The organism is Acinetobacter guillouiae (assembly GCF_002370525.2).
GTDB lineage: Bacteria > Pseudomonadota > Gammaproteobacteria > Pseudomonadales > Moraxellaceae > Acinetobacter > Acinetobacter guillouiae.
The window spans coordinates 2,581,904-2,604,260 of the sequence record NZ_AP014630.1; the positions used below are offsets into that span (position 1 = coordinate 2,581,904).

Sequence of the window (22,357 nt, forward strand, 5' to 3'; positions counted from 1 at the left end):
TTTCATAAGTTATAAAGTTTGCTTTCGTAAGGCTATTCTTAATTCGCTACTTTAATCATCTATATAGAAATGAGAAACATCACGCAATCAATATACATCACGTAAATAACGTTTTTGTTCAATCAACTGCTCAAACTGATTTTCACCTAAAATATCGATCAATACTGTTTCAACCCCTTGTGCCATGCCTTTTAAACTACCACAAATGTAAATTGATGCACCTTGCTCAATCCATTGTTTAAGTTGTGCTGATTTCTCCAATACACAATCTTGTACATATTTCTGATTATCTGTATCACGTGAAAACGCATAATCAATTTGCGGCAGTACAGACTGTTGTTGCCATAGATTCAATTGATCTGCAAAGCCAAGGTCAACTTGGTACTGACGTTCGCCATAAATTAACCAGTTTTGCTGAAAAGACCATTCTGCGCGTTGCCGAATATGTGACATCAAGCCTGCTATCCCAGAACCATTTCCAATCAGAATAATAGGTTGATCATTTTGAACCAGATAAAATGCAGGATTTGAACGAACTCGACAAGAAATTTGCTCACCTAAAGCCAGCGCATGGGTAAGATAGCCCGAACCCAGCCCTAAACCTGTTTGATGAACTTCTCGTCTGACCACCAACTCAATCTGATTTTGCGATGCAATACTGGCAATCGAATATTCACGAATCGGTAAGTCTTCTGCCTGTGCCAGCCATTGCTCAAATGCCGTTGAATGTTGCATGGCATCAAATGAACGTAAATTCTTAAACCGCAATAATTCTATTGGATGATTAGCCTGAAACACACTGGAGTTTTGAAGATTAAAATGAGCTAAAAATGCCTTGATTTGTGAATCTGTGTTGGCACATTGAATTTCAAGAATATCACCAGATTTCCAGCATAATGCTTCAACTTGGGTAAACACAAGGTGATACATTGGATGCCCTAAACTGCCTTGATTTAACAAATGGCGTTCAGATAAAACCACGGAATGAAATGGATGTTGTGTCAATTGAACAGGTTGAAAGGAAAATTGCGGCAAAACTAGGTCAAGTTGAGTTTGCCATTCCGTCAGACCTGTAGGTTTAAGTTGATCAACACAAATCATCGGAAATAAAGCCTGTGCATGGTTTTCAGTTAACCATATATCCAATTGCTTACCAAATTTACAGAAATTTGCATAATGCGAATCACCAAAAGCCAACACTGCATATTCAACGTCATTTAAACCCAATGACTTTGTCATTACATTTTTCACAAACGAGCGTGCTGAATCTGGTGCATCCCCCTCGCCATAAGTACTAACGATCCATAGAATCTTTAAGCTACGTTTAAATAAAGCGGCATTCACCTGTTCAATACTTAAACACTGAACCACATAACCTGAAGCAGATAATTGCTGGGCTGTTTGCAAAGCAAAACTTTCTGTCTGCCCTGACTGACTTGCATATACAATTAAATATTCATCTGCATTTTGAGCTAAATTGCGTTTTGATTGAGGTCTCAATAAAAACAACAGAAAAATGCCATGAAATATAAACAAGATTGCTAAAAATATAAGTACAGTCAGTACAGCATGTGTCATTGTTCTAACCTTTTATACCACTGTCCAAACCAGAAGCATCAATAGCGCTAAGCTGAATACCGTCAAGAAAAGATGTGTTTTTAAGCGAGTCTTAATACTTAAAAATAGGATATAGCCTGCCAATGATAAGATCGTAATGATGATTGCACTGATATCAATCAGCCAAGTCCATGCTTTACCCGCATTTTTTCCACGGTGCAAATCACTGATCAATGAAACGGTAGAGGCTGGTTTAAGCGTAATTTCAGCTTGACCATTGTCTAAAGTGACCCAAATATCTGTTGAACCTGCTGGGCTTGCCAAATGAATCATGACTTCATTGTCCATGACTTCACCACTCTTATAACGACCAATGACTGCATGATGTTGTCGTAGATAATCTACGATTTGAGTGCTTGGATTCTCTTGGCCTTTAATTTGAGTCAGGACATTTTCAGGTAAAGTAATCGTTTCAGTATTTTCATCTGTTGCAGGGGTAAACCATTCAGGGTGGTTTAAAATTAATCCCGTAACAGCAAAAAAGATTAAGACAATAAAAGCAAAAGCTGATAACCAACCATGCACATAACGTGCATGGCGGTAAAAATCTCGACGTTGATACACAATTAAATTCTCATCAAAACTTTTATCAAAACGCTTATCCGAACAGGCATAGTCAGTAAATTAATTCACTTTCTGGAAATTCAGTTTGACGACACCGATTTCCTTTTGTGCAGGTAAATTTTGAGAGGAAGCTTTTGCTTTTACGTCCAAGTTAAAGGTTTGATAAGAATGATCACCATGCTCACGTGAAGCTTCAACATGTATTTGATACTGTCCTGCATCTACAGTTTTACCATTGTCATCTTTACCATCCCAAGCCAGTTTATAATTACCCGGTTGGCGTGACGGTTTAGCAACTGCATCCAAGTTCGTTATTTGACGACCATAACGGCGCCACCATACATAGTTTGAATTAATCCATTTCGGGTCTTTGCCCCAAGCTGCAAGTGTCCGCACTAATTTTTTATCACTGTCGGTCACCCAGATCGAGATATAAGGTGCGCGATAATTTTCCACAACCAATTTGGGAATAACCAAATCGATCACCGCTTGATAACCTGCGGGCCATTTTGCTGAAGCATTTGCTGCAACATTATGAAAATCTGCTTGCTGTGGCAGTTGAACCAACGCATTCCAACCTGTGCTTTGATGCGTTTCACCCGTTGATAGTGTCAGTTGAGCTTCATAACCGAGCAAAGATTCTATCAGTTGCATGCCTTCTGCTGGCTTCATCACAGTTAAGGCTGTTGCTAAAGCATCTGCATCCGCAGCACATTTTCCAACAACTACACATTGCTCAACATGTTGGATTGGCAAACCGGTTTGTGGATCTAAAAGATGAGATTGCCCCGCCAGACTACGATAACCCTGACCACTGAATGCGACCGCTTGGTCTTTTAAGTTTAAAACTTGGCTTGGTGCTAGATTGTCATAGTGATTAAAGGCATCTTGTACACCAACATTCCAACCCGCTTGATTGGGTGAGGTTCCCCAAACGCGCATGTCACCACCGATATCCAGTAAAATACCTTTTAAATTAGGGACCGCTTGACGTGCTGCAATTAAAGCTCGATCAATAATATAGCCTTTTGCATAGCCATCTGGTGCAAAAGTAACTGAGCTATCCATTTGCACACTTTTTGTTTTTTCATCCAAGCGAACACTGTTGTCTTGCAACTGCGAAAGTAATTGATCACGTGTACTTTGATCAATTTCAAGCACGCCATTGGCCTGTTGCCACATTGCAATCAAATTGCCTAAACGCGCATCAAATGCGCCACAGGTTTTACCACGCCAAGCTTCACATGCAGCGATGACTTGATACAAATCCGAAGATGCTGTGAGATGCTTTTGTTGGTTGAGTTGCGAAATTTCACTGTCATTTTGCCAAGTTGATAACACTTGATTCAAATCAGAAATTTCTTTTTCGATTGCAGCTGTTGCACGTGCAGCTTCTTGTTGCGAAGTTCCAGTAATCACCACATCTAAAGATGTACCCAAAACATGATCACGATGGAAATGATGACTTTCCAATTCAACATGGTTATTGCTTGTAGCAGAAACCTGCACTGTTTCTGCATAACTATGCAGTGGAGATATCAGTGCTAATGCCATGACCAGAGGCGAAAGACGAAATACGGCACGAGTTGAGGGTGAACGTCTGCTTGATGAGGACATACGGATAGTCTCTGAATTTTGTTAAAATAATATTGATAATGATACTTGTTATCAAGTACATTATGTAAAATATTTTAACTTAAGTTTACAGGACGCTTAAAATGAATCAATGGCTCAAAATTGCCTTGCTATCTGCATTACCCGTAGTTGGTTCTGCACATACCATCAGCCCTTTTATTCTCCCTGAAGTTTTTGATACTAGCGCATCCCAAAATGTAAGCTTCCAGAGTTCACTGACCCTTGAAAAATTTTTTGTTCCCAGCATTAACTTTAAAACCAGCTATCTCCTTACAGATCCTAAAGGTCAGCAAATAAAAATAAACCCTGCCGCTGAATTAAAACGCTTTAATGTTGCTGAGTTTGATCTTCCAAGCGAAGGGACTTACCGTATCCGTACAGATAATGCTTTAGGGAATAGTAGTAAATATGCCCTTATAGATGGTCGATGGTTACGTATCCGCCCTGTACGTCAGCAAAATGCAAATATGCAAGCGCCTAAACCAGAACAACCAAAAGCCGATGCTGAAAAAAAACCAGTAACACCACCACAACCGCCACGTTCAGTTTCAGCAGATCAAGTCCCTGCAAATGCACAAATCTTAGAAGTTAAAAACAATATTATTGCTGAAAGCTTTGTTACTAAAGGCAAACCAAGTCCAATCCCAGCAGTCAGCAACAAAGGATTTGAAGTTAAGTTTTTAACCCATCCAAATGAATTATTTGCTGGTGAATCATTAAAAGCGCAGATTTTACTCAATGGCAAAGCTGTACCAAACCTTGAGATTGATGTGTTTAAAGGCGCCAGTAGTTATGAAACCAGTGCACAACGTGAACAACCACATGTAAAAACCAATGCAAAAGGTGAAGTGGAAGTTAAATTTGAAAAACCTGGAATTTATTTGATTACGACTTCTTATCCAGAGGCTAATCCTGACAATAGCAAAAAGCCAGAAAGTGAAATTTTTACTTATGGTCTAACCGTTGAGGTTGCTGAATAAATTCTATGAGCATATTAATTTTTATTTAATAGATCTTGCGAAAGTTAGTAAAAAAATGAGCATTAAACACCCATCCATATTTTGGACTGGATATGCAATGAGTTGTTTTTATATTGACGAATTATACATGGTTGTTCTATCGCGTGGCGACATGGATGTCGCCGTTGGGCGGGGGTACAGGACGTACCCCTCGCCAAACTAAAGATTTTTGTCATCTTTTCATCTCTGAAAAGTGAGGCATCGCCTACGCAAACCTATTTAAACTTCAATTGTAAAGTGTGGCATTGTAAGCTTTTCAATCATACATATTCATTTCTATGGAAAAGTATAAGTTCCAAGTTATAAAGTTTACTTTCGTAAGAAAAGCCAAATAATTAGCATATTTATTAGCTTTCTTTCACAAGTCTTTTTAAAAGCATAAATCGACATACCCCCCTCATCCTAGCCTTCTCCCAGTGGGAGAAGCAACTTTCAATACGAATATGATTCAATTCAAATGATCTTTTTTCAATCCATCAAAGATGACCGAATCAAAATTTAGAATAATAATCAATTAGATAGATATACAAACCTAGACTACGCTAAAGTTAAAAGACTTTAGCATTTTTTTGCATAAGCAAATCAACAATCAAGACAACCACTTATACAAAAAAGTCATAAGATATGCCTGTTTTTTGATATCTGGCAATATAAGTCATGTTTGGTCCTGTTGAGTTTATTCTAGCTGGCGTTTTAGTCGGCTTCTGTGTAGGTATTACTGGTGTAGGCGGTGGTTCTCTTATGACACCCATCCTGATTAGTTTATTTCGAATAGAACCACACATCGCAATTGGAACAGACCTACTCTATGCGGCTATTTCTAAGTTTTGTGGCTCAATGGTTCATGCTAAAAAACTGAATATCGTTTGGCCGATTGTTCTCTGGTTAGCCTTGGGCAGTGTCCCTGCTTCATTTATCACCCATTGGGTTTTAGACAATTACCTCAGCAGTTCAACCCACTACAAAGCCATTTTAACCATGGTGTTAGGCTTTATGCTGACCATAACAGGCTTGTCGATCGTGTTCCGTTCTAGAATTGAAAAATTCTTTGCTAAATTTCGTGCAGAAAAGCAAGATTTTCATGAGGCCAATAATTTCAACATTGAAGGCAAACGCACTTATGTTGTGATTATGGGGATTGTACTGGGTGTATTCGTGACCCTTTCTTCTGTAGGTGCTGGCGCATTTGGTATCATGGCGCTGATCCTCATGTTTCCCAATTTACCGATGATTCGTATCATTGGTTCAGATGTGGTACATGCTGTTTTGTTAACCTCTGTTGCTGGTTTTGCGCATATGACATCTGGCAATGTAGATTTTCATCTGCTTGGATGGTTGCTGGTGGGCTCAATTCCTGCAATTGTGGTGGGAACTTTAATCAGTTCTAAAATGCCAGAAAAAATGATTCGCAAGGTTTTGGGGATCACCCTATTTGCCTTGGGTATTAACTTTATCTTAAACCCAGTGAAATCCAAACCTGTAGAAAAACCACAGGCTGCAATGGTAGCACCATCCGTCCAACAACCACAGGTTTAAAATTAAGCTTTTATTGATAACTAATAATTATGAATTGACCGTAAAGTTTTAATGATTTATTTATGACAAAACTTCGGCCAATTCGTGTTATATTCTGACCACTAAAAATACTTTCTGTATGTTTCTAATACCCAGTGACGGCAATGAATACATTAAATTCAAATCCAATTACTCAATCAGATATTGATGACGTGAATGTCCAAAGCATTCAAACGCTGGTAACCCCAGCGGAACTTAAAGCTGAATTACCATTAAATGAAAATGCCTACCAAACTGTACTTCATGGTCGGGAAACTGTTCGTAATATTTTAGATGGTAAAGATAAACGTCTATTTGTTGTGATTGGCCCTTGTTCTATTCATGACCCTGTTGCAGCACATGATTATGCAAATCGTTTAAAAGTATTAAGTGAAAAAGTAAAAGATACTTTATATATCATCATGCGTGTTTATTTTGAAAAACCTCGTACAACCGTTGGTTGGAAAGGTTTGATCAACGATCCAGATATGAATGATTCTTTTAATATTGAAAAAGGTCTACGTTTAGGTCGCAAACTATTGCTTGAGTTAAACGACAAAGGTTTACCTTGTGCAACTGAAGCACTTGATCCGAACTCACCACAATATTACCAAGATCTTATTTCATGGTCTGCGATTGGTGCTCGTACAACAGAAAGCCAAACGCATCGTGAAATGTCTTCTGGTCTTTCGTCACCTGTAGGCTTTAAAAATGGTACAGATGGTGGTTTAACCGTTGCAACCAATGCGATGCAGTCTGTTAAACATGGTCATAGTTTCTTGGGTTTAAATAACGAAGGCCAAGTTTCAGTGATTCGTACCAGTGGTAACCCTTATGCACACGTTGTATTACGTGGTGGTAATGGTAAGCCAAACTATGATGCTGGTTCTGTTGCTGAAGCGGAAAATGCGTTAGCAAAAGCCAAAGTCAGCAATAAAATCATGATTGATACCAGTCATGCCAACTCAAATAAAGATCCGTATTTACAACCACTTGTGTTGAAAAATATCACTGAACAGATCTTAGATGGCAATAAATCTATTGTCGGCATTATGGTTGAAAGCCATATCAAAGGTGGACGCCAAGATATTCCTGAAAATCTGGCTGATTTAGAATATGGTAAATCGGTGACTGATGGTTGTATTGATTGGGAAACCACTGAAAAAGCGCTTCTGGAAATGGATGCAGCTTTAAAAGAAATTTTACCAAATCGTTAATTAATATAAAAACGCCATCTACATAGATGGCGTTTTTGTTTATGATGTTATTAAACATTTTCTGTAAGAATGCTATGAACGAACTTGAACAAGAACTCTGTCAAATCGCAAACTTCCAGTTTGTCCACGAACATTTACTGACTTCAGGTCAGCCGAGTGCTGAACAACTGAAACAGATTAAAGAATATGGCGTAGATACAATCATCAATCTGGCATTTACAGATGCCAGCTTACACCTTGAACATGAAGATAAAATCTGTGCTGAGTTTGGACTCAACTACATTCAAATTCCAATCCATTGGGATACACCAGCAGATGATCAATGCTTATTTGTGTTAGATTTGATCGCGCATTTGGTACAGGAAAAAATCGTTTGGGTACATTGTGCAAAAAATATGCGGGTGAGTTGTTTGATGTATTTATATCGCCAATATTATATGGATATCGATATGCCAACCGCACAAGAGTTGATGCATCAAATTTGGGAACCCAATGAAACTTGGACCGGTTTAATACATGCTGTTGCCTTACAACTGCAAGGGCGTAAATCCACTGAAGATTTACAACACTCCTTGATGAATGCGGATCAGTTTTCTTAAACCAGTATAACAACAGTTCAGTCATTGATGTATTTAAGTAAAATCATCAACATGAACAAAAATAAGCGCCTTATGGCGCTTATTTTATGGTGATAACTTAATGTTTTATTTGCTTACTTGATCAATGGTTACTTGATAAGAAGCTGCTTGATCAAAGCTAAATTTTCAGCACGGCTTGCAGCCAAAATCAAACTGTTATTGGCAGTAAGATTTGTCCATTTTTGATTCCCACCAGTACCGCAATTATAACTAATCAAACGGGCTCGGTTATTGCTTAAATAGCCATATTCCAAATCAAAACATTTTGAACCTTGCTCAATACGTTGCAGTGTGGCATTCATCGCCCACACTTGGCTTGCTGCATCATGGTTACATGAGCTTAGATTAATCACCCCACCCTGATTGGCTAAACACTGATCCATATATTTTTTGCTGTGGATTTTACCCATTGCATCATAGATCCACTGTTCAGTGTCATCACCCGTACAGCCACTCTTACCACTGATATAGGCATTCAATTTGCCATTAGTCAGTGTTTCAACTTTTAGACAATTTGTCCCGTTTTTAATGCTGGAAACATGGTTTAAATTGAAATCATTGCTTAATTCCAACTTTGCCACAAACTGATTAAATGCCTCAATTGCTTCAACATTGCCACTTTCAAGATCAGTTCGATATGCATTGATCCAACGATTTAAACGGTAAAGTTTAATTTGCTGTTGGGTATAACGGACCATTTCTGTTTGCGCGTCCGCTGACAATTCAGTTTTAAATTGACGATAAGAGTCAAATAATAAGCGTGAATCCGCATCTAGGCTGACCACTTCTTTACCTTTATTATTCAGCAAAGCTTGTTCGAGTTGTGGCATTTCAAGTGTTCTTAAGGCCGAATACTCTGCTTCTTTACCAATAGAAACAAAAGGTGCCATTGCTTGTGTCGTGACTGGAATATTGATATTCGACAATTTCACTGCTTGCTGGCCTGCTTTTTGGCAGTAAAGATCAACATTTTGAGGCGTATCACTTTGCGCAAGGTTGATATGGAACTTATTGGCATTGCTCCCTGCGTTTACTCGTTGTGGAGCAAGTGCAATATTTTCTACTTTGTTGGCATACTGCACATTTAACCAACAACTTGCAGCTGTGCCAGCCGTGTTGGCTTGAGGTAGATTAAAGACATTGCCCCAATTGCCTCGTGCCGCAGGATAAATAATCCCCACCTGATTAACTGGATCATAGCCACCTAAAATCGTATAAACAGGCACACTAAACAAACGTGGTTTTAAAAAGTTACCATCGGCACTGTTATACCAAACATTGCCTGAGTTTGGCGTTTTGGGTTGTGCATCTACCATTTCGCGTGTTGCGGTATTCCATTTTTTATAACCTGTCGTAGAGTTTGGATCCCACACGTATTTATCAAAAGCAGGTTGAATTTTTAACCACATACTATAACCGGTATAGTGGGTATATTTGGAAATCGAGCTGGCGCTGGATCCGCCACTCATGGCATCCCAACCGTAGGCATAGAGATTTTGGAAGTTTGGTACACCACTACTGCCATCCCCTAAATTGGTATTGCCCCAATTTAAATTGCCACGCATTTTATTTCGAAATGCAATGTATCCCCAACCGCTGTCCGCATGGTGTGCAGACCAGAAATAATTTGTGGGACTTCCACTTGTTTCCACTGAACCTGGATAATGCCCTAAACCATAGTGATGCCCGATTTCATGGCTAAATTCATTCCCCACCGAATCGATCAATGTCAAAATACCATTTCCACCACTTAAGCCGTGATTGGACTCACCATTGGCATATTTACCTCTGGCATGATGAATCACCACACTTTGAGTCACTTGTGGTTGCTCTTGGCTTTGCATCGATGAACTGGTGACACCCCAGTTCGCTAAGTTAATTCCAACACTAAATGTCGATTTAGCGGTGTTTTCACGCATATCTCCATCATAGACACCACCATTGGTTGCACTGACAGAATCGTAAATGACACCACTTGCAACCATGACCCGATTAAGCTTCATGTCATCATATTTGCTGACAATCATTTTTGCAGCAGGGATGGTTTGGAAATAATCGGTTCCTGCTTTTTCAGGTTCCAACAGCATATAGTGACCATTGGATTTAGGTGCATCAGTCAATAAACCTAAACGAATACTTTGCACCACCAACTCGCCTGGTGCGGCAAAATCAATATCTGTCGCAGCTAAAGAACCACTGCGATTGTTTACAGGATCGATAATACGGATGGATAATCCTGAACGTACCTCATCCCACTTTAACGCTACTGACCACGCCTGTTTAGAATACATCACCCGCGCTCGATCATCCTGATTAGATTGATCGGAAGCAGCAAGACGTGAAGGCTCTTTTAGGTTTACAGTACGTATCAGTTGGTTACCTTGATAGATTTCCGCTTGTAATTTATCAATATCTCCCATCGCAAGCAAAGGTGTAACCAATAACAATGCATCCTTTTGCGTGGTTAAGCGTGGCATTTTATCCTGTTCATTATTCTTCGGATTTACCACATGGCTTTGGGCAAACTGTAGCATTGCAGCAAAGTCACCATTTAAATCATTGCGCAATAAGCGATTTCCACCCTGTGCATTAAAATCATAAAAGCCTAATACACTGCTTGAGATTTTATTTTTAACTGGTTCTGGATATTTTTCTACTACAGGTGGTGTTGTGCCTGTACCACCATTTGAACCGCCCGAACCATTCTCTGGAGGTAAAGTCGTACCACCGTTTGAACCGCCCGAACCATTCTCTGGAGGTAAAGTCGTACCGCCATTTGACCCCCCTGAACCGTTGTCTGGGGTTTCTGGTGTACCATCTCCAGGTAACTCATTTGTACCATCGCCAGGGTTTTGCGGTATATTCGATGGCTGATCATTTGTAGAATGGCTATCACTACCACCCCCACATGCGATAAGCATTGCTGAAAGCGTACAAATTGTTAAATATTTAAACCGTAATTGCATCACATATCTTCCCCATATTTATAACGACTTATCTCTATCCTTAGTTTCTGAGATTAAATTAAAATAATTATATATTTCAATTATTTAAATATATCACATTGATTATAATCATGTGATTTTTATTTTAAAAATATAAAAATGGCGTATTGCCCTAAATTTTACTTTTATGGATTTATTGAGTTTTAGGTTGTTATTTATCGATACTAGGGTTTTAAATCCTCTCCCTTGTGAAGTTAATACTTCTCACCTTTTTCTAAGGAGGGAGTTTTTAATTACTCAAATAAATTGAGTTTAACCATACAGCGTGTTGCTATCGCGTGGCGACATGAATGTCGCCCATTGTGTGTGGGTATGCGGGGATACAGATTTAGTAGCACAAGATCAGGCATCGCCTACACAAAGGGAGAAGGAGCTTTCAATATCAATATGATTCGCTCAACATAATTATTTTTAATTTAAAAAGGAACTATTGCTGAAACTCACGTATCGACAATTCACCACGTTCGCCTCGCCAAATCCATTTTAAATGACTATCTGCAAAACGCTCGCCTTCAAACCAAACAAATAGGCCTTCCATCATCTCTGGCCAGTCACTTTGACTGATTTCAGTACGTTTTGAAATCACCGCAATAATCGCAGCAAGAATCGTATCGTGGCTCACAGCCAAACTAATACCGTTGTTTAGCGTAGGATGTGTTTCATAGATTAATTCAAGCACATCCACCACACCCGTAATCGGATGTTTCATACCAGGTAAGGCATTATTTACAAAACTATTGATAAAACCTAAAGCACCTTGTGCTCTAAAATAAGGAGCAGCCTGTTTAATATCCAGCACAAAGCTTCCCGGCTCAACCAATAAGCCCTTTTCTACAATTTCAATATGATGGGTATTGGGATAAGGAGAAATTCCGTCAGCGCCTTGAATCATCAAAGCCGCGGTATCGACACAACGCTGAATGGGGCTTGAAATACAGTGTTGGATCACACGATCCGTATTTTCAATCAAATAACAGCCCCAAGCTTGGGCTAAATCACGACCTTGGGAAGTCAATTGCAGATCATAACCTGCCAGCCCCTGCCCATTTACAACCTCACGAATTGAATGGCGCGTGAACAAGGTTACAGGTGTTTTCGCATCGGGCAATAAATCTATTGCTTTTAGCATACTGTTCGGCAATAAATCTAAGGCCATATCAACTTAAAACTCATTTTTATACAAGCTTACTATAACATATGCAGCCAAGCGCTCAATCTAGGGTCTGTTAACATTTCATAAATGGCTTGCGTTGTAGGTTAAAATTGAGCAGGCAAGGCATGAAACGAAGAGAATAGCGAGACTATTTTCGAGTTTCATAACGAAGGCTGAGATAATTTTAGCCACAACCCTGAGCAAGAACAAAGCACTGCTTTGTTTGCAGCGCAAGGCGCAGCGGGGGACTAGCGTGTTTTTTGCCGCTACGTCGTTACGAACTACTCATTTAGAATGACTAAATTTCGTATTTCACGCCTAGTATCGCCTAAAAAACACACGTAGTCGCAAACATAGACGAATTGTCAACAGACCCTAATATAAAAGTGTTAAATTATCTATAAAATGCATATCTATATCAGATTAAAAGCTCACATTGCTTAATGCTTCTAAAGCAACTTCTTTATTTTCGACATTCCGAAATGCGATAAAACCATCATTTAACACGGTATCACGTTGATTATAGGTAAATGGTACCGCAGCTAAACTCAGTAATCCGCCACCAATACTTTCCAATAATCCTTGTCCTGCACTGGTATCCCACTCAGAGGTAGGATGGAATCTTGGATAAATATCAATTTCGCCTTCAAGCATCATACAAAACTTATAGGCACTGCCCGCCTCGCGTCTAATGACAGGCGACTCTTGTTCAATATAATCAATATATTGCTGATACTTTGGGTTTTTACTGCTATGGCTTAGCCCAATTTGAATTGCATCTTCCTCTACAGCTTTAAACTTGCAATAACGTTCCCAAGTACGATGAATAAAGCAATATTTATAAGGCAATTCTGTTAAATATCCCAAATACATCACTTGCTCTGTCGGTACAGCAATGATTGAAAATATGGTTTGGTGGTTGTGAATTAGACTTAAATTAATCGTAAATTCATCACGTTCATGAATAAATTCTTTGGTTCCATCCAAAGGATCCAGCATCCAGCAGATATTCCATGTATGTCGTTGAGAATAATCACTCTCTTCTGATAGCACTGGAATTTCAGGGGTGATTTTCGCTAACTGTTCAATTAGATAGGCATTTACTTTTAAGTCAGCTTGGGTAACAGGTGATTGATCATCCTTTTTATCAATATTAAACGCATTTCCAGCACAATAATTTTGGTATTCCTCGAGCAAGATCTGACTTGCAGATGCCAAAACTGGAACTAATTTTAAAATTTGTTCATCTTGTGGTGCTTGAGTGGTAATAAACATTGATCCGACCTGTAGGATGTCTGATTTTTGTCCACAAGCCTACCATTTTTTTATGTTGAGTGCATGAAAACAATAGCTTTTAATTAATAAATATCCTGAGTTTGGGGTGATAAAAAGCATCTAAAGGTGCTTTTTATTTACCACACTGTGAACAAATCCATCGATTTGCAACAGCAGAAGCAGGTTTTGCGATCATATGCCACAATAAAATAATAATCCAAATAATTAACCACAAACCACCCGTAAAAACGGTTAATACCAAATGCATTAGCCAACTCATCTCTTTGGTATTTTTTTGATGTAATGTTTGTCTCCCGCAAGATTTACACATCATCATTTGTTGGGCTATTTTTGTTGCCATTTCATAATTTCCAAATATACGTATGAATGATTTATTGAGGAAGTGTGTCTTCTAAATCAAGAATATTATCCGCCTGAGAACTTGGCAACTCTTGAACCTCTTTTAACTTACGTCCAACTGCTCTTGTTCTGACTTGTGCCTGATCAATACTATTTGAAGCTTCTTCAAGTTTCTTTTTAACCTTATCTAATGCCTCACCATATTTAAACCATTCCGTTTTAACAGCAGCCAATGTGTTCCATACTTCACTTGAACGCTTTTCTATTGCTAAGGTTCGGAATCCCATTTGTAAACTATTTAATATCGACCATAATGTGGTAGGGCCTGCAAATACCACTCGATAATCACGCTGAACAATATCAACAAGATTCGAACGTTTGGTCACTTCAGCAAATAGACCTTCAGTTGGTAAATATAAAATTGCAAAATCAGTTGTAGATGGTGGTGAAATATATTTTCTACTGATGTCATTGGCACTTTGCTTTATACGTAATTCCAATTCTTTTAAAGCTGATTCAACCCCAACTGCATCTGCATTATCTTGCGCTTCAATTAAACGGCTATATGATTCCATAGGGAATTTGGCATCAATAGGTAACCATACTATCTCTTGATCACTATTCTTACTTGGAATCTTGACAGCATATTCAACACGCTCAGCATTACCTTTCGTTGACACATTCGCTTCATACTGATCAATTGTGAGTACTTGTTCCAACATGGCACCTAATTGAACTTCTCCCCAAGTACCTCGAGTCTTAACATTTGTTAAAACTTTTTTAAGGTCGCCAACACCGCTGGCTAAAACTTGCATTTCGCCAAGTCCTTTATGAACTGATTCTAAGCGTTCACTAATCAACTTAAAGGATTCGGATAATCTTTTTTCAAGCGTACCTTGGAGTTTTTCATCGACAGTTTGACGCATTTTCTCTAGTTGCTCAGAATTGTCTTTTTGTAAGTTAATTAACTTTTCTTCAATCTTATTTCTAAGTAATTCTGCTTGTTGTGTTTGAGATCGATTTAGACTGTTAATTTGCTCTACAAAGGCATTTAAATGCTTTGTTTGCTCATCAGAAATCTGTTTTAGACTTTCTCGCATTGTTTGTGCATAAGTTAATAATTCTGCTTTAACTGTACCTCCAAGCTCCTCGCGATTAAATCTTGATTGCTGGCTAGATTCTTCCCTGCTTTTCCCCAATTCATTGCTTGTGAATCGCTCAATACGCTCAAAAGATTGACTCATCGGGGTTAAAATATCATCTGTATTGAATTTCCCTGATTTTTTTAATAAGAGCAATATTTGTAAAATTGCAACGATGATTATGGCAACGAGTATAATTATTTGTACATTTTCCATTGTCTTAGTAGTCCCAGTAATGCATAAAGTTTGTTGTAATTTTCATACCTATAGAATCTAAAGCTAAATATATGGTCGTTGGGCTAAATCGTATAGCAACCCATAATAATCTATTCATTTATATCCCCTTTTTATTAAAGATAGGATATCTTTTGCCTCATTATTGTGCAATATGAAATTCAATCGCCTTTTATTTTTCAAAAATTTATCTGTAATTTATTAAAATGAACTCGTTTTACAATTTCAGATGAACTTTGTTAAACTTTAAAAAACTTTGGAGTTCCTTGAATGCAAAAACCGATCATCTTTTTTGACATGGACGGCACACTCCTTGATTTAGCTTTTGATGATCTGATCTGGAACACAAAACTCCCTGAACGGCATGCAGAAACCCATCAATGTAGTTTAGAGCACAGTCAAAACATTCTAAATGCATTTTATCAACAACATAATCATACCCTCTGCTGGTATTCTTCAAAATACTGGTCTGAAAAAGTTGGGGTTGATGTCCTACAGTTACAATATGATTTTAAAGATAAAATCACCCCAAGAACGGGCTGTTTTGAATTATTAAAACAATTAAAAGCACAAGGTTATCGTTGTTGGTTACTGACCAATGCAGATTGTGCTGGCTTAAAACTTAAACTTGAAAATGTTGATCTCAGCCCTTATTTTGAAGTAATGATCAGTAGTGAAGAAATTGGCTATTCCAAAGAGTTTATTGAGTTTTGGCAAATCCTGCAGCAAAAGCATCCATTTGATCCACAAAATGCATGTTTTGTGGATGACACCATTCCTGTATTAAAAGGTGCTGAAAAGTTTGGTATAGCGCACTTAATCACGATTACCCAACCTTCCAGTGGTCGTGCTGCGCGTCATCACTTAGAATTGCAATACCCTGCAATTAATCATTTAACTGAGCTTTTACCATTACTGAAAAACGTAGCGTTAGCAAATTTACAGTCAACAGATTTAGAACATAAGGATGTCGATGTCAAAACAGCCTGAGAAACAACAACTTGAAACAATGCGTGTAGACAAATGGCTTTGGGCTGCACGTTTTTTTAAAACACGCTCTATTGCCAAAGATGCAATCGAGGGTGGTAAAGTTCATCATAATAATGAACGTGTTAAAGTCTCAAAAGAGATTCGTGTTGGAATGGAGCTCACCATACAACAAGGTTTTGATCGTAAAACGGTAGTGATTAAAGCACTCTCCGTTGTTCGTGGCGGCGCACCGATTGCCCAACAGCTTTATGAAGAAACTGAGGTGAGTGTGGCACGTAGAGAGTTGATTTCATCCCAAAGAAAATTGCATAATCTAGCGCGCCCTGATCATCGACCAAGTAAAAAAGATCGACGACAAATTAGCAAATTTAAACAAGAAAATGATCAACAATTTGACCAATCTTGGTCCTATGATGATGACTGAATTCGTTTAGGTTGGGTACGACATCTTATGTCGTACTAATGTTTTTTTAATATAGAACCATTTTTTATTTTCTGTCACTATTACTGCCGTGGACGAAAGATCAAATTTAATGACATCCACTTAAGATATTAGTGATATTACATCGTTTGAGGTTTACGAGATGGATGATAACAAAAGCAAGGCACTGAATGCGGCACTGAGCCAAATTGAGAAACAATTTGGTAAAAACACAGTGATGCGCTTAGGTGATAACACTGTTCAAGCGGTTGAAGCGGTCTCTACAGGCTCTTTAACACTTGATATTGCATTGGGTATTGGGGGCTTACCAAAAGGTCGTATCGTTGAAATTTACGGTCCTGAATCTTCTGGTAAAACGACAATGACGCTACAAGCCATTGCACAATGCCAAAAAGCAGGTGGAACATGTGCCTTTATTGATGCGGAACATGCTTTAGATCCACAATATGCACGTAAACTTGGGGTAGATATAGACAACCTTTTAGTTTCACAGCCAGATAATGGTGAGCAAGCACTTGAAATCGCAGATATGTTGGTTCGTTCAGGTGCAGTCGATATGATCGTTGTCGATTCTGTAGCAGCGTTAACCCCTAAAGCCGAAATTGAAGGCGAAATGGGTGACTCTCACATGGGTCTACAAGCACGTTTGATGAGCCAAGCTTTACGTAAAATCACAGGTAATGCCAAGCGCTCAAACTGTATGGTTATCTTCATTAACCAGATTCGTATGAAAATTGGGGTGATGTTTGGTAGCCCTGAAACCACAACTGGTGGTAACGCATTGAAGTTCTATGCTTCTGTACGTTTAGATATTCGTCGTATTGGACAAGTTAAAGAAGGCGATGAAATTGTAGGTTCTGAAACCAAAGTTAAAGTTGTGAAAAACAAAATGGCACCTCCTTTCCGTGAAGCACTTTTCCAAATTATGTATGGTAAAGGTGTAAACCACTTAGGTGAATTGGTTGATCTTGCTGTTGGACAAGAACTTGTACAAAAAGCAGGTGCTTGGTACTCATATCAAGGCGACAAAATCGGTCAAGGTAAAAACAATGTCATTCGCCATTTAGAGGAAAACCCTCAATTGGCTCAAGAACTTGATCGTATGATTCGTGAAAAGCTTTTGACTACTGCCAATGCCGCACCAGCAGAAGAGAAAGAAGAAGAGCCTGACTTTTTAGATGTGTAATCCACATATTTAAAGCTCCACAAAAAGCACCTCATATGGTGCTTTTTGTTTTTATACCGCATCATAAACGCTAATAGATCTTATTTGATCAACCAAAATATGACCATTTCGAATCAATCCTATTGATATTAAAAGTCCCTTCTCCCCTCGGGAGAAGGCTAGGATGAGGGGAATTTTATGTTGATCTATGATTTAAAAAAGGACCTATCAAAGATGAGTTTGAGAAAACAATTTCGTAACATTTGAATCGAAATTAATGAAGGGGTTTTATCAATTGCTCATGTATAGACTTGTCCATCAGTTGCACCATTACGACATAGCGAATGACTTAAAAATCCCTCTCGCTACCCTTGCCCTAAATCAATTCGAATCATTGATCAAATAGAAACGGATAGTATCGGTAAACCAGTTTAGGCGTTATTAAGCTTCGACATGAAGCGCTTTAAATAACAAATCTAAACCCTGATATCTACTTATCTTCCCCTCTTATACTGGTTTAGATTCTTTGATATTTAGGCGGAGGAAAATTCATCCGTATAGGATTTGCACTGTTAAAAAAATGAATTAAAGCTAAACTAGTGTTTATCTCTGAAATAAATAGATTGTTATCAATAGCTATGAGCCAAGCAAAATTTCCCAAATTGTTAGATTACCAAAAACTCAAACAGCAATTTGGTGAACAAGAAACAACAGCGTATCAGCATTCTACATCTCAACCTGCAGAACCTGAGTCTGACATTGCAAATGATGAACACGCCTTTAATGCGGAACAGGATCTTGCACCCAAACCACAGGGCTTAACCGGTACACGTTTGCGTTCTTATGCTTTTGCGGTGTTGACTCGAAAAGAGTATTCCAAAGCTGATCTAATTGAAAAGCTGATGACCTATGCGCAGAGCCGAGAGGAGGTTTTAACTTTGGTTGATGAGTTATCAGCGAATAACTACCAAAGTGACCAACGTGTGGCAGAAATGACTGTGCGTAGTCAAGTCCGTAGAGGTAAAGGCCCGAATCGAATCAAACTGGCTTTACGCGCCAAACAACTGGATAGAGCCTTAGTACAAGAGGATATTGCAGAAATTGATTGGTATGAACAAGCCTATCAATTGAAAGTTAAAAAATATGGTACAGAGGTCAGCAAAGATCCAAAAATTAAAGCCAAACAAATTCGCTTTTTACAATATCGTGGTTTTGAAATGGATGCGATTATGAAAGCAATTTCAAAAAAACCAAATGATGATTGATGATGGTCAGTCGATACAATTCAAGATCAACTTTTCATTAAACGCTAGGTTGAGAATCTTAGGCTGAAAATCTATTGATAGAATTCCCTTCTCACTTTTGATTTCTTATAAATTCTAAGCAGATCCAATATCTTTTAGCACTGTACAAACTATCATTTCATTCATCTGTAAAACTATACGCGTATTTTCAATATTAAAGCTCAATAAGGGTCATAGATCTTTAGTCACGACTAAAAAATGATGATTGAATTAAATCAGCTGCTCTAAAGATTGAGAATATAAAAATTTTCAGGAATTAAAAAGCAGAGATGGTTTTAAAATGTAGGATATAAATCGAATGGGTATATTAAGTTATTATTATTGGTAGATTTAGAAATCTGGTGGCAGCCCTACTAGCAAAATCTCGGCACATCGTATTTCTGATACCGTTGCTACCTTCCGGTCCTGGCGGGGTTTTCAGAGTACAATTGCGAAACCACCAGCAGGGCTACCATTGCAAGAACAGAGTATAGAGATTTTTTATTTTCTTTCAAGCCAAACATTGTGATTTTCTCAAGTTATTCATTCGTTTGCTTATTTCATCATCAATATGGTTAATTTTTAACAGCAATTCTAACTTTTCTTTTCAATAGTCCATTAAACTTATCAAGCATCAGTCAATATTTTACTGAATTTTATCTCAGTGCTACTTCATAGATTGCAGGTGTTAAAATACAAAAAAGCTTCATATTGCATTAGAATTAGCTGAAGATTGTAAAAGCATCTTGCAATTCCGCCCCTAGCCGTTTTTAATGATAACAATTATTGATTTTCAAATAGCCCATATCAGTCTATTTGAAAAATTTTGACTTTGATGGATTTTAAATTATGCTAAAAAAGCATGCCCTGTTTTCTATTGCTTTACTCAGTTCAGCATCTTTATATGCAATCCCTATAGAATCTCGTGGATTAAGTGATACTGCATCATCTCGAAATGATGTAGCGAATTCACCAGCACCCATTGCTGGAAATATGAATTGGGATTTAATACAAAAGAATCAACAATTAGAAAATCAAATTCGTGAATTACGTGGCAAGATTGAAGAACAAGATCATGCCATTGATCAACTAAACAAAGAACTCACCAACCGCTATACCGATTTAGATCAGCGCCTTGAACTGCTCAATCAGAAACTTGAACCTGAAAGCAATCAACCAGAACAAGCGCCTGCTGAAAATGCACCTGTCGATAGTTCAACCGCAACCGATCAAACAAGCACTGCAAGCACTGCAAGCACTGCAAGCAAAGCTACAACGAATAGCTCGGCACCAACAACGGCTCAAAATCCAGCAACACCGGCCAACAGTAGCAACAATACCAGTGATCCTGTTGCACTGGAAAAAGCAGCTTATACGATTGCTTTAGATGCCTATAAAAAAGGCGGTGCAAAACAAGCCATCGCCCCTATGCAAAACTTTATTAAAAACTACCCAAACAGTATTTATACTGGAAATGCTTATTTTTGGTTAGCTGAGTTTCAATTGGCAATTGATCCACCAAACTATAATGAAGCCAAGAAAAACTATGAAATCGTAGCAGCTAAATTTCCAAACTCGTCTAAAGCACCGCGTGCTTTATACCAACTTTATAGTATTGCCAAAGATGTTAACAAGAATACACAAACTGCAAATGTCTATAAAAGCAAACTGTTAAGCACCTACCCTAAATCAGAAGAAGCAGGTTTTTTCAAAAAAGGTTAATCCGCTTATTCACAATTTAGACCAAAAAAAAATGCCTCAATAGAGGCATTTTTTATTGATATTTTTAACAATTAACGCACGATACCGCGCTTAGATTCTAATACTGAATCAATCAATAACTGGACTTCTTCAACTTCTGGAAGGATTTCTTGACGAATTTTTTCAATGGCTTGTTCAGTGGTTAAATTCTCTTTATAGATCAATTTAAACGACTCTCTTAAGCCTTGAATCACATTCTTAGACCAACCTTTACGACGCATCCCTTCAACGTTCATACCATAGGCATGCGCAGGGTTGCCTGAAACCATAACATAAGCAGGAACATCTTTAAGAATCAGTGATGCACCACCAATCATACTATAAGAATCAATCTTACAGAATTGATGGATACCTGAGTTCCCGCCCACAATGACGAAATCGCCAATGTGAACATGGCCAGCGATGCCGACATTATTTGCAAAAATATTGTTATTTCCAATCAAACAATCATGTGCAATATGCGTATTCACCATCAATAGGTTATTGCTTCCTATTTTGGTTAGGCCTCGATCTTGAACAGTGCCACGATGTAAGCTGCAATGTTCACGGATTTTGTTGTTGTCGCCAATTTCTAACCAAGTTTCTTCACCTTGGTATTTTAAATCTTGACAAATTTCACCTACACTTGCGAATTGGAAAATATCGTTATTTTCACCAATACGTGTATAGCCTCCAATCACAACATGTGAGTGAAGTTTGGTACCAGCACCAATCGTCACTTGTGGACCAATAATACAATATGGCCCTATTTGGACATCTGGTGCTATCACTGCAGAAGAGTCAATAATAGCGGTTGGGTGGATTAAGTCGTTACTGCTCATGCCTGCTCTAATTTCTGATGAGAAATGATAATTTCAGCGGTTGCTGCTACCACGCCGTCAACACTGGCAGTACATAAATACTTGTAAATGCCACGTTTTTGCATGAGTAATTCAGATTTTAGCACGAGTTGGTCACCTGGTACGACTTGTTTTTTAAATCGTATTTTTTCAGCACCAGCGAATAAGAACAAAGAACCTGGTCTTGGCTTTTCATTATTCATGATAAAACCAAGCACACCAGAAACTTGTGCCATCGCCTCAACGATCAAAACACCCGGCATAATTGGATAGCCAGGGAAATGACCCTGCATAAATTCTTCATTAATTGAAACGTTTTTGTATCCTACAATCCCATTCTCTGTAACTTCAGTTACACGATCGACAAGCAAAAATGGATAACGATGTGGCAAATACTCGCGAATCGTTTGGGTTTGCATTGGTAATTCAGGAACCGTAAAAGGTAGAGATTTAGACTCAGTCAT

At 38.3% G+C, this 22,357-nt stretch carries 19 protein-coding genes and 1 other RNA gene; 9 read left to right on the forward strand and 11 right to left on the reverse strand.

Annotation, left to right across the window (positions count from 1 at the left end; genetic code table 11):
* Positions 1-87 precede the first annotated feature (87 nt).
* From AS4_RS11945 to AS4_RS11955, 3 genes are read right to left on the reverse strand one after another with little or no spacing between them, the layout of a single operon-like run.
* Entirely contained in the window at positions 88-1,578 is a 1,491-nt protein-coding gene (locus AS4_RS11945; protein WP_096734298.1) for a sulfite reductase subunit alpha, read from the reverse strand.
* 12 nt (positions 1,579-1,590) lie between these two features.
* Positions 1,591-2,181 (reverse strand): PepSY-associated TM helix domain-containing protein, encoded by a 591-nt coding sequence (locus AS4_RS11950; RefSeq protein WP_004719778.1) that lies wholly within the window; start codon positions 2,179-2,181, stop codon positions 1,591-1,593.
* Between the two features lie 60 nt (positions 2,182-2,241).
* Positions 2,242-3,798, reverse strand: coding sequence for a DUF2271 domain-containing protein (locus AS4_RS11955; RefSeq protein WP_096734299.1), 1,557 nt, complete (start codon positions 3,796-3,798; stop codon positions 2,242-2,244).
* Between the two features lie 101 nt (positions 3,799-3,899).
* Here AS4_RS11955 and AS4_RS11960 point away from each other — a divergent pair, with 101 nt between their 5' ends.
* From AS4_RS11960 to AS4_RS11975, 4 genes are all read left to right on the forward strand, one after another.
* Positions 3,900-4,796: a DUF4198 domain-containing protein gene (locus AS4_RS11960; RefSeq protein ID WP_096734300.1), complete on the forward strand. Its 897-nt coding sequence runs from the start codon at positions 3,900-3,902 to the stop codon at positions 4,794-4,796.
* Between the two features lie 696 nt (positions 4,797-5,492).
* Entirely contained in the window at positions 5,493-6,371 is an 879-nt protein-coding gene (locus AS4_RS11965; protein WP_096734301.1) for a sulfite exporter TauE/SafE family protein, read from the forward strand.
* 143 nt (positions 6,372-6,514) lie between these two features.
* Positions 6,515-7,606 (forward strand): 3-deoxy-7-phosphoheptulonate synthase, encoded by a 1,092-nt coding sequence (locus AS4_RS11970; RefSeq protein WP_004719768.1) that lies wholly within the window; start codon positions 6,515-6,517, stop codon positions 7,604-7,606.
* 74 nt (positions 7,607-7,680) lie between these two features.
* Positions 7,681-8,205: a protein tyrosine phosphatase family protein gene (locus AS4_RS11975; protein ID WP_096735523.1), complete on the forward strand. Its 525-nt coding sequence runs from the start codon at positions 7,681-7,683 to the stop codon at positions 8,203-8,205.
* 128 nt (positions 8,206-8,333) lie between these two features.
* Here the strand turns inward: AS4_RS11975 and AS4_RS11980 are convergent, their stop codons facing one another.
* From AS4_RS11980 to AS4_RS12000, 5 genes are all read right to left on the reverse strand, one after another.
* On the reverse strand, positions 8,334-11,210 hold the full coding sequence (locus AS4_RS11980; RefSeq protein WP_096734302.1) for a M66 family metalloprotease: 2,877 nt from the start codon (positions 11,208-11,210) through the stop codon (positions 8,334-8,336).
* Positions 11,211-11,676: 466 nt separating this feature from the next.
* On the reverse strand, positions 11,677-12,405 hold the full coding sequence (locus tag AS4_RS11985; protein ID WP_004719762.1) for a histidine phosphatase family protein: 729 nt from the start codon (positions 12,403-12,405) through the stop codon (positions 11,677-11,679).
* A gap of 420 nt (positions 12,406-12,825) precedes the next feature.
* Positions 12,826-13,677, reverse strand: a complete 852-nt coding sequence (locus tag AS4_RS11990) for a 3'(2'),5'-bisphosphate nucleotidase CysQ family protein (RefSeq protein ID WP_096734303.1) — start codon at positions 13,675-13,677, stop codon at positions 12,826-12,828.
* Between the two features lie 133 nt (positions 13,678-13,810).
* A complete protein-coding gene (locus tag AS4_RS11995; RefSeq protein ID WP_096734304.1) occupies positions 13,811-14,038 on the reverse strand; it encodes a hypothetical protein in 228 nt (75 codons plus the stop codon).
* 31 nt (positions 14,039-14,069) lie between these two features.
* Complete coding sequence (locus tag AS4_RS12000; protein ID WP_096734305.1) at positions 14,070-15,395, reverse strand: DNA recombination protein RmuC; 1,326 nt, start codon at positions 15,393-15,395, stop codon at positions 14,070-14,072.
* 288 nt (positions 15,396-15,683) lie between these two features.
* Between AS4_RS12000 and AS4_RS12005 the strand changes: the two genes are divergently transcribed.
* The 4 genes from AS4_RS12005 (at position 15,684) to AS4_RS12020 (ending at position 19,275) form a co-directional block, all read left to right on the forward strand.
* Positions 15,684-16,403 carry an HAD-IA family hydrolase gene (locus tag AS4_RS12005; RefSeq protein WP_096734306.1) on the forward strand — a complete coding sequence of 240 codons (720 nt, stop codon included), beginning with the start codon at positions 15,684-15,686 and terminating at the stop codon, positions 16,401-16,403.
* Positions 16,387-16,827, forward strand: a complete 441-nt coding sequence (locus AS4_RS12010; protein WP_004719756.1) for an RNA-binding S4 domain-containing protein — start codon at positions 16,387-16,389, stop codon at positions 16,825-16,827. The genes AS4_RS12005 and AS4_RS12010 overlap by 17 nt, the downstream gene beginning before the upstream one ends.
* 160 nt (positions 16,828-16,987) lie before the next feature.
* Positions 16,988-18,031 carry a recombinase RecA gene (gene recA, locus AS4_RS12015; RefSeq protein ID WP_004719755.1) on the forward strand — a complete coding sequence of 348 codons (1,044 nt, stop codon included), beginning with the start codon at positions 16,988-16,990 and terminating at the stop codon, positions 18,029-18,031.
* Positions 18,032-18,648: 617 nt separating this feature from the next.
* Entirely contained in the window at positions 18,649-19,275 is a 627-nt protein-coding gene (locus tag AS4_RS12020) for a regulatory protein RecX (protein ID WP_096734307.1), read from the forward strand.
* Between the two features lie 387 nt (positions 19,276-19,662).
* Here AS4_RS12020 and ffs read toward each other — a convergent pair.
* Positions 19,663-19,759, reverse strand: an RNA gene (ffs, locus tag AS4_RS12025) — signal recognition particle sRNA small type.
* 383 nt (positions 19,760-20,142) lie between these two features.
* Here ffs and AS4_RS12030 point away from each other — a divergent pair.
* Positions 20,143-21,015 carry a YbgF trimerization domain-containing protein gene (locus AS4_RS12030; protein ID WP_096734308.1) on the forward strand — a complete coding sequence of 291 codons (873 nt, stop codon included), beginning with the start codon at positions 20,143-20,145 and terminating at the stop codon, positions 21,013-21,015.
* 71 nt (positions 21,016-21,086) lie between these two features.
* Here the strand turns inward: AS4_RS12030 and lpxA are convergent, their stop codons facing one another.
* Positions 21,087-21,875, reverse strand: a complete 789-nt coding sequence (gene lpxA / locus AS4_RS12035) for an acyl-ACP--UDP-N-acetylglucosamine O-acyltransferase (protein ID WP_004822130.1) — start codon at positions 21,873-21,875, stop codon at positions 21,087-21,089.
* Complete coding sequence (gene fabZ / locus AS4_RS12040; RefSeq protein ID WP_004719745.1) at positions 21,872-22,357, reverse strand: 3-hydroxyacyl-ACP dehydratase FabZ; 486 nt, start codon at positions 22,355-22,357, stop codon at positions 21,872-21,874. Before fabZ ends, lpxA begins: the two co-directional genes overlap by 4 nt.